We start from the raw sequence: 9,118 nt of genomic DNA, 5'->3' as shown, positions 1-9,118 counted from the left end.
ATCTGATGATGACGCGTCGCCCGTTGATCTGCGCAGCCCTTTGCGCGAGCACTCCACTGCTCCGTCCCGTGTTTACGAACGATCCGCTGACACAGTGGCAACAATGGCAGCGCCGCTATGTCAGTTTCGGCAGGGTAATCGACGCACAGCAAGGCGGCATTTCTCATTCCGAGGGACAAGGACATGGTCTCCTGCTTGCTCAAGCGCATGGTGATCACCAAGCCTTCGATGAGATCGACACATGGACCCGACAATACCTCGCGATCCGCGATGACCGTCTCATGGCTTGGAAATGGCAACTAGGACCGGGCAACAATATTGCCGAGTGGCACAATGCCACGGATGGTGACCTGTTTCGGGCCTGGGCGCTTCTACGCGGCGGTCTCAGCTCTCAGCCCCTACTCCGATAGAGCGCCAGTGCCGACAGCGCCCCTTTAATCTCGGACGGGTTCAGCATCCCCGGTCCGCTCAGGAAAGCCCGAGGGTACCGCAGCGCTCCAAATCATGCCGGTTAGTCGCAGCGCTCGGTGGCCACGGCGCTTCGGTGCCAGCTTAGCGGATTGCACAGGAATTTCCTCTGCAATCGTGTCAGTTTCCGCGCCCGTCGCGCCATATCCAAACTGACCTTAACCTTGGATTAACCAATATCCGGCATTCTTTTCCCATGGGCCGACTCATGAAAGACGCAGCGCTGGTTGGGCTCCTAAAATAAAGCTGAAAAGAGCGACAGAATGACCACGACTGCCATTCTTCTTATGATTGTGGCTGCAACGGCGGCCGGTGACTACCTGATAAAAGCGGCTTCGCTAAACACACAAGGTATTGCATCTGCGAGGTTCATGGCTGGTGCAGCACTTTATGCGCTTCCGGCGATTGGATGGTTCTTCCTCATGAAAGGCCATACCCTGGCCACAATTGGCATCATCTATAGCTGCTCGAATATATTAATTTTATTTGCGCTTGGATACTTTGTTTTCAAAGAAGCTGTCACGGTGCGGGAATTGACAGGGATAGGACTCGCCGTCGCTGCAATTCTCGTGCTGCACGAAACTTAGAACTGCCAAACGATCACGTCCACATACTCAAAGCAAAGAGGCAGAATGCTGACCGTAGATCACACCATCAGCCCAAGCACGATCCATGGCCTGGGCGTTTTCTCAAGTGAAAAAATTCTAACAGGGCAGCTTGTCTGGACGTTCAGCCCCGTTGTGGACCGAGAAGTTCCAATCGAACATTTACTTACGATGCCTGATCATGTTCTTCGAATGTTTGCCCGCCATGCCTGGTACGTCGAGGAGCGAAGCACCTTCGTTATCGGCACAGATGGCGACTACTTCATGAACCACTCAGACGAACCTAATCTCACCGACGATGGTGAGTATATGTATGCCGCGCGAGATATCGAAGTCGGGGAAGAGCTGACGTGCGATTACAGCGCAGTCACCGTCGTTGAGTTCGATCCGAATAAGGGGCGGGCGCATGCCAAGGATATTCGTGAATTCTATACAACTATCACTCAACAAAACGCACCGCGAAGGACAAGCAAGGAGATTGGCATGCTTGCCGCCGTCTCGTGCTCAGCAGGACCAAGAATGCAAAGTCGTGCCTGAATAACTTTCGGATAGGAACGTGCAATAATGAGCATTTTTTTAGGAGCTTCGAGTGGACTATCCAATCGCATTGCCAGCTTCACACTTTGTGGCACGTTATTGCTCTACCTAGCGATTGGGATTTCACTTGAGTCACTGAGAAGGCAAATCAACCATCAAGCCGAGATAGAATCTGCCCGTCAGGTCGTTCATAATATCAACCTACTGCACCACCAAGTCAGGCAGTTTGCCAGGGATTACAATAATTGGGGCGATGTCTATGAAGCACTTTTAGATAAAGACTTCAACTTTGTTTCGGATAACTATGGTATTACGGCTGTCAATGGAGATATGTTCGACCGCGCAGTCATCTATGATGGTCTGCTGGATGATCCTTTAGCTTGGAATTCCACCGGAACCCGAGCCCCACACCAATCATCTTTATCAAGCTGGGCTTTGGAACAGATACGTGTTGGCGTGGACAGGTTGCCACGTGAAGGCCGGGCCACATTTGATTTTGCTGTCTTGAAAGATGGCGAGGTTCAATTTGGAAGTGCTTCACGCATCCTGCCAGATACTGCAGAAGCTCTTGCGACGGTCAACCGGGATGAAGCTTCCATCGGTGTAATTTTAAGGACAGTTACGGTTGCGCAATTGAGGGACATTGCGACCAGCTCAAATGTCTTGGATCTTCGGCTATCAGAAATTCACGGGAGCCCTGCAACTGCGACGCCAATAATCGGTGTAGACGGCAGGCCAATAGCACATCTCAATTGGCTTCCGACGCATCCCGGAAACGAGTTGCTGAGCCATATAGCGCCTATAATTGCGTTGATTTTCGTCGTTCTCGGGGGTGTCGGTATCGGAGGAGCGCGCCTCTTGCGCGACCACGCAAATACTCTTGCCCTGCGGGAGGACGATGCCAATCGACTCGCAAGGTCCGACCCATTGACAGGCCTTCCAAATCGACTTGCTCTCAAAGAGTATATTGAGCGCCTTGAGTCCACGGGCGTCGACAAGTATGCAGTGATCCTTCTTGATATCAATAACTTCAAAAAAGTTAATGATTTCGCGGGCCATCAGGGTGGCGATGAACTTATCAAAACTTTTGGAAAAAACTTGCGTGAGGCAGCAGACGAAGAGGTTTTCGTATCCCGTGTTGGCGGTGACGAGTTCATTGCCGTAGTCAACACTTCAGCTAACATTATAGAATTATCTCGTTGCACAGTCACCCGCTTCATTCAGGCGACCAGTGTTTGTTTCAATTACCGTGGATTACAATTTTCGATAACATCCTCCTATGGCATTGCTGTCAGGAGGGATGCAACGCGTTCTTTTGAGGATCTTCTAGGCGAAGCGGACCGCGCAATGTACGCTTCAAAAAAGGATAATGGAAACCAGATTACGGTTTACGATGCCGAGCTTGACGCAGAATATACCTTCGGAAGGAAAATTGAGGAGGCACTTCGATTAGCAATCAGATCGCCATACGAGTTCTATATGCTTTACCAGCCTATCGTTGATGCGCAGACTATGGAACTCCATTCTGTAGAAGCTTTGGCGCGTTGGAACTCTACATCCCTCGGACCTATTGCCCCTGACGTGTTTATTTCTATTGCAGAAAAGAGTGGACTGATGGTCCAACTCGGATGGCTCCTGCTCAGGAAAATATTTTGCGATATGTGGTGCAGGCCAGATTTGCGCTTCAACATCAATATATCCCCTGTTCAACTCCTGTCGTCGGACTTCATTCCGACGCTGACGCGCTTGTTGGGCGAGTATTCTATATTACCGAGCCGAATTGAAATTGAGCTTACCGAAGGCGTTCTTGTTTCAAATTGCGATACGGTCCAGGCCCAATTAAAGCATCTTAGACAGATGGGGATCACTACGGCACTCGACGATTTTGGAACTGGCTTCTCTTCTATCGGCTACCTTCAAAAGATGCCCCTCGATACTCTCAAGATTGACCGCAGCTTTGTGTCGGGGCTTGGAGATGACGACGTCCTTGCGAACGTCCTACACTCGATTGTCGGCCTAGGCCGCACTTTGGGAAAATCAATCACGGCCGAGGGCGTTGAAACCCTCTATGAAGCAGAAATACTGGCTGATGTCGGGTGCCATTACCTTCAGGGGTACCTCTTCAGCCGGCCTCAGCCCTTGGATCATATACTTAAGGCAACTGGTAGCAATTTTTCTCTTACTGGTGAGCCATGTGCTCAAAAACTTCGTCGGGCCCTCGCCAGTTAGTTTGGTGAGAATCTATATTGACGGATAGAAAAACTCATTTTGATTATGACGCAGAAATACTTCATCTTGCTGCGTTCTCTGCGCTCTCTGCGTTGACAAAGTTCAGCTTCATTATGCGGAGTTTGGCAAGGCCCCGCCGTTTGCGCTGCTGAGTGGCAACAGCAACATGATCGATGACTTGACCTCGGACGAGTAGGTTGAGCTCGCAGCCAGATCACATTGGGCGATCGTGTCCGATCATCCGGGCTATGGGTGCAGAACGCGACCAGAGGTTCGGGTCTGGGATGCCGCTGCTTAAGCGGACCTGATCAATTCTGCGCTTGGGCATATTGGTGTGGGGAAGCTATCGTATCGGGCCATTCCTGGAGATCATCCGTAGCGGTGGATCTGCCTCCAGGCACCCTCTAACGGTGCGCGGTCTGGTCCTGGCATCGGGTTGTCACTATCGCACTTCTCGGATAGAGTTGATCCTGACGCGGGCCCCGCCATTCCCATCTTGGCTGACGTTATACATCATAGCATTCTACCCGCGACCAGCCGGCTGATATGGCCGGTGCGATGCACAGCATTTTTGGACTTGCGCCCGTTCGTGCAAAGTTCAGCGGTTTTCCTGTGGAAATGGCCGTTCGACCTTCGCAGCTGCGGGCGTCGGCAGCTGAATCCCCGCCGCTGATCCCCATGGCAGCTGCCGCAGCGGCAAACTACTCTGCCTTGGCAATGCCCGTCGTGATCGTCGCAGGATCCGAGGAACGGCTGATCGATCCAGAAATGCAGTCCGAAAAGGTGCATGATGCTCTACCGCAGAGCACCTATCACTGTATTCCAAAGAGCCGACACATGTTCCATGAGACAGATGTGACCGCAGTCATGCAAGCTGTCCCAGAAGCATTTACGCTAGCAAAGGCTAATGCGTGTTGACAAAAGGGATTCACAGGGCGCGCTGCTGGTATCTGTGATGGAGACCAGCTTGGCACGAGAATTGATGTCAAACGAAGAATGGGATTTTTACGAGCGCTTCATTCTGGCCATCCGAGCGCCGAACGGGCGCAAACCTACCGACCATCGGCTCGTTCTCGATGGGATTTTCTGGATAGCCCGGACAGGCTCGCAGTGGCGTGACTTGCCGGCAGAGTTCGGGAAGTGGTCCAGCGTCTACCGCCAGTTCCGACGCTGGACCTGGCGGGTTTGTGGGAGCAGATCCTGGAGGCCCTGAACGAAAGCCGGATCGTGCCGAACGCACTTCAAATGATCGACAGCACAGTGATCCGCGCCCATCATCAGGCAGCGGGCGCAAAAGCGGGACTCCGAGACAGGGTCTTGGCCGCTCAAGAGGTGGTTTTGCGACCAAGATCCATCTCCGCGTCAATGGCGCAGGCCTGCCCATGAGGTCGGACATCACACCGGGTCAAACAACCGATTATCGGGGCTTTGATGGACGATAATCTGCCCGCGCCTGCTTTGCTGATGCAGATCGAGGCTATGACTCCGACAAGGTTCGCAAAACGAGAGTCGCGCAACGTCGTCCCGGTGATCCGAATGCGCAAGTCCCGCAGGTTGCGCGTCGTTGTAGATCGGGCCCTCTACCGCCTGCGCAATCTCGTCGAGCGGTGCTTCAACAAGCTCAAGAATGCCCGCCGCGTTGCCACCCTATATTACAAAGCCGCCGAAAGCTACCTCGGCTTCGTCGACATCACATCGATCCGCCATCTGTCAACATGACCTAGATCAATAGAAAACTTAAGCGGTTAACGGTTTATCAAGAGCTCTTGAATAGCGTCGATCGGGCCGACGCATCAGACCAAGCGGCTCGGCGTATGCGCGTCGACAGGCACTCCTTCGGCAACAGGCGCAGGTCAGGCTTGAAGGAGACCGCCTTGCCACTTATCACCGATGCCCATTTCGGTACGAACATCATCCTTACGCGGGACAGCCTTAAGGATGGCCAGCCCTTAGCAGAAACCCTGAAGGAAATTGACTTCTCAGGGTTTCGCTATCCTGGCGGCGGCGTGACCGAGGATCAGACCTGGGCGAATGGTGGTCTTGCGCGGATGTTCGGTGATCCCATTGAACCCGGCAGCAACAACTATGTCATGACCATCAACGAAGCGTTGGAATATGCGTCGTTGACCGGCAAGCCGATGACCTTGGTCGTGCCCACGTTCCAGTTCTATGATAAGCAAGGAGGTGTCTTCGATCACTCCGGGTTCGACCGGTATGTCGACAGGCTGGAGGCAGCGCTGAAGGCGTTTCCCGATGCCGTAATCAGGGACCTGGAAATCGGCAATGAATACTGGGGCAGCAAGGCCTGGGGCAGCCTGACTGGCCATCAATACGGCGCAATCGCCGATGCGCAGATCCCCAAGCTCGCCGACATGATCGAACGGCTCTCGGACGACATTTCCGGGTGGCATGCCCCCGGCCTGGGTGTTCAGGCGGGCGTCCAGTGGCGCGCGACGCAGGGTGCCGACGGCAAATGGACCGCGGATGGGCCGCAGGATTCGGCGGACATCGTCTCCAAGATCTCGCTGGAACATCGCGGGATGATCGACGCGATATTCCAGCACAGCTACCCGGATGCCAGCACCATCACCCAGAACCTGAATTGGGCCATCCGCCCGATGGAAGTCTTTGAGCGGTTCGAGGGGTTCTCAAGCAATCTCAGATTTTCGCTTTCCGAATTCAACATCGGCGCGAACACGGCCGTCGGGATCGACCAGGGCGCGGCCTGGATCGACGCGTTTTCTAGGGCGGTTGATCTTGGCGTGGATTCGATCGACCATTGGGGCATTGCCTATGACTGGTTGTCGAACAAGCTCTATGACACCCGGTTTCCGTCGGCGGAAAGCAATGGCGGACAGATCGTCACGATCGCAACGCCAATGGGGCAGGTCTACGACATCGCGCAAACCCATCTGGTCGGAAAGACTACCATGACCGATGCCCAGGCCCTGCAGGACATCGCTGCAACAGACGGGATCGGCGTCACCGGCTTTGCGGATGATAGCCAGAAGATCGTCTTTCTGCACAATCCGACCAACGGGGCGGGCAGGGTCGATATTGGGAGCATCGCCGACGGGATGCACGTCTCGGTCCGGACGCTGATGCCCGCGGATTCGCCGCATTCTCCCTGGTTTGACGAATCCGCACGCACGGTGACGGGCGCGAACGGCATTGCCGACGCGCGGGCGGACATGAACGTGGTTTCCGGCCCCGGCGTCCAGGACCGCCACGATCTGAAGCCGGGAGAGATGCTGGTCGTCGTGGTCTCCGATCCCCGCCGCGACCTGGTCATCGAGGGTGCGCATAACGTCACCGATCCGGCCACCGGGATGGTCGACGACCTGATCGTCGGCGGGCTGGGTCACGACATCCTTCGCGGCCATGTCGGCAACGACACGATCGAAGGGGGCGGCGGCAGAAATGTCCTGTCCGGCGGCAGGGGGGACGACGTTCTTGTGGCATCGGATCAGGGCGAGGTGATCTTCGCGGATGGCGGTAATGACACCGTGACAGGCGGCGACGGCGACGACATGATCGTGGCCAGCGGCGGCGACCAGCGGGATTACAGCGTCCTTGAAGGAGGCGGGGGACGAAACCTGTTCCTGGTCGGCAATGGCGGCAATGCGTCCATTCTGGATTTCTCGGCCCAGGACCATGTCGGCTTTGGCGGAGCCTTCGCCGATGCGGGCGAGCTTCGCGACGCATCACAGATGATCGACAGTGACATCGTGGTGGGGTTGCCCGACAGAAGTCAGGTCATTCTTGCAGGTCAGGCCGAGCGGATCGACATGCTTCACGAACAGGTTCTCGATTTCATGGACCATGACCAGATCGTCGAGGTGACGGACAGCTATCTGACCGGGCTGACGCATAACCAAGTTGTCGAGGTCTTTCGCCAGAAGGAGGGAGACTTCGACCTGCCGCGAGAGCAGGGTGCGTCGCTTTACTTCAACGAACTGGAAGCGACGATGGCCCGTCTGGAACTACGCGAGGATGAAAAAGGTCTTCCGGACGACGACCCGCCCTCCGTTCCGCCGGTTGCCGACGATCCCCACAGCCCCGACCCGGATGATCCCTACGCCGATCAGGACAATGAATCCGCCTCCGGCGGCGCGTGCTTCGTCGCAACGTCCGCCTATGGAAATCCCTGCCACCCCGACGTGGTTGCGTTGCGCGCGTTCCGCGACAATCACCTAATCAGGACGCGGGCCGGTCGCTTGTTTGTCAGGTTCTACTGGATCGTGGGACCGAAACTGGCCGCAAAAATCTGCCACGATCATCCTCATGCACGCGCTACGCGATACGCTCTGTCCCAGTTTGTCACGATGCTAAGGTCTATAAAAATGACTGCCGGCAATTAATTCTGCTGGAATTTAGGTCTACGTTCTTTTTGTGACCCTGTGGTCTTGCGCTTCCGGCCACTGACGGGAAGAGCGCACCCGGTTGTCTAGGCGCGCGCCAGGAACGACTTTGGTGGTCAAGGCGCGCGACCGCGACCGGCCGAGCGAGACGTAAACGGTGAAATGAGGATTTGCGCGCAGCCGGTCTGGGATAGGAGCAGGTTCGGCACCGACCCTTGTTGCATCTTTCAGAATAGCGCGATCCCGGCGCAAAGTTAACGGGGTCGCGACGATCGCGCAAACTGCTTTGGCCACATATTAACCCTGCAATATCAATACATCGACATGCCAAAGCTTAGCGCCAAGCTCTTTCGGCTAATGGCCCCTCTGGAGCATTCCAGCATCCTCCAACTGCTAGAACACCATACTCTAAGGGGACTATCTTTTAGGGTGCAGCAAACTAATATCACATCTACGCCCAAATGGTGTACTTCCGGCGATTAATGTTTCGCAGAAGGTGAAAGTACATATCTTGTTAACTCGGGGTGTTTAAGGTCAGAATTGATCGCGATCCAATAAACTCATCAACTTACTAAAACCTGACCTAAACTTGATTATTGGCCTTTCTAACGCAAGAAAGGGTGCCGAACAAAGTCTTCTAAACACGCGTCATCTTAAGGCCTCAAACCGGCGGTTTGGGGCTTTTTGATGTAGATCAGGATCTGGTTGGACATAAAGTCCCGATCGCTCTGCATCATCCCGGCGGCGCAGTCAGCCCGTCGCCATGACCAAGCCGGAAAACTCCAGCATCCGGCAGTCCAAGGTTGGGGAGCAACTCATTAGAAATCAGGTTCTACCTTGAACTTAGGTGTCACATCCCACGTGATTATACGGCCTCTTCCTGAACAGGTCCGGCCTTTGTTTTTGCCAGTCCTTGAC

The 9,118-nt window shown here is 54.7% G+C and carries 6 protein-coding genes and 1 pseudogene; all 7 read left to right on the top strand.

Translation table 11 applies throughout. The annotated features are described in order from the left end of the window. Positions 1-410: glycosyl hydrolase family 8 (locus TY51_RS21510; RefSeq protein ID WP_231559166.1), on the top strand; the 410-nt coding region annotated here is incomplete at its 5' end. 321 nt (positions 411-731) lie between these two features. Further along, positions 732-1,055 (top strand): hypothetical protein, encoded by a 324-nt coding sequence (locus tag TY51_RS19700; RefSeq protein ID WP_042253019.1) that lies wholly within the window; start codon positions 732-734, stop codon positions 1,053-1,055. 45 nt (positions 1,056-1,100) lie between these two features. Further along, positions 1,101-1,610 (top strand): SET domain-containing protein, encoded by a 510-nt coding sequence (locus TY51_RS19695; RefSeq protein WP_042253018.1) that lies wholly within the window; start codon positions 1,101-1,103, stop codon positions 1,608-1,610. Between the two features lie 27 nt (positions 1,611-1,637). Further along, positions 1,638-3,839: a bifunctional diguanylate cyclase/phosphodiesterase gene (locus TY51_RS21505; RefSeq protein ID WP_081995318.1), complete on the top strand. Its 2,202-nt coding sequence runs from the start codon at positions 1,638-1,640 to the stop codon at positions 3,837-3,839. A gap of 546 nt (positions 3,840-4,385) precedes the next feature. Beyond that, the gene (locus TY51_RS22340) at positions 4,386-4,757 is read left to right on the top strand and encodes an alpha/beta fold hydrolase (RefSeq protein WP_197054850.1); all 372 of its coding nucleotides are present in this window, start codon (positions 4,386-4,388) and stop codon (positions 4,755-4,757) included. Positions 4,758-4,794: 37 nt separating this feature from the next. After that, positions 4,795-5,558, top strand: a pseudogene (locus TY51_RS21500) (IS5 family transposase). Between the two features lie 140 nt (positions 5,559-5,698). Beyond that, a complete protein-coding gene (locus TY51_RS20635; RefSeq protein WP_156118141.1) occupies positions 5,699-8,200 on the top strand; it encodes a calcium-binding protein in 2,502 nt (833 codons plus the stop codon). The last annotated feature ends 918 nt before the right edge of the window (positions 8,201-9,118 follow it).

The organism is Paracoccus sp. PAMC 22219 (genome assembly GCF_000787695.1).
Classification (GTDB): domain Bacteria; phylum Pseudomonadota; class Alphaproteobacteria; order Rhodobacterales; family Rhodobacteraceae; genus Paracoccus.
Note: the sequence above shows the minus strand (reverse complement) of the source record. Positions and strands in the feature narration are given on the sequence as shown.

Excerpts from the sequence above, each read along its gene's own strand:
- TY51_RS19700 (WP_042253019.1), top strand. The coding sequence starts at position 732 with ATGACCACGACTGCCATTCTTCTTATGATTGTGGCTGCAACGGCGGCC.
- TY51_RS22340 (WP_197054850.1), top strand. The coding sequence starts at position 4,386 with ATGGCCGGTGCGATGCACAGCATTTTTGGACTTGCGCCCGTTCGTGCA.
- TY51_RS19695 (WP_042253018.1), top strand. The coding sequence starts at position 1,101 with ATGCTGACCGTAGATCACACCATCAGCCCAAGCACGATCCATGGCCTG.
- TY51_RS21505 (WP_081995318.1), top strand. The coding sequence starts at position 1,638 with ATGAGCATTTTTTTAGGAGCTTCGAGTGGACTATCCAATCGCATTGCC.